The sequence below is a fragment of the Sphingomonas sp. Leaf38 genome, from assembly GCF_001421825.1.
Taxonomy (GTDB): Bacteria; Pseudomonadota; Alphaproteobacteria; order Sphingomonadales; family Sphingomonadaceae; genus Sphingomonas.
In genome coordinates this window covers 451,584-451,794 of the sequence record NZ_LMLD01000012.1, presented here as the reverse complement: position 1 = coordinate 451,794, position 211 = coordinate 451,584, and the positions used below count along the sequence as shown (strand labels likewise).

Here is a 211-nt window from a genome sequence, read left to right as displayed (position 1 = left end):
AGTCGAGCGCCAGATGCCCAGATTGCCGAGCGCCTCGAACGCGCGCAGCGGATAGCTGTAGAACTTGCCCTCGTAATAGATCCGGCTCATCCGCGGGCGCTCGATGAAATCGTCCGGCAGGATCTCGTTCCAGAGATCGACCACCGGCTGCGACTTCGAGAAGAAGCGGTGCCCGCCGATATCGAAGCGGAAGCCCTCATGCTCGACGGTC

General features: G+C 62.1%; 1 pseudogene. It reads right to left on the bottom strand.

From position 1 onward, the window contains the following. A pseudogene (locus ASE88_RS19675) lies at positions 1-211 on the bottom strand (FAD-dependent oxidoreductase); the annotation flags it as partial.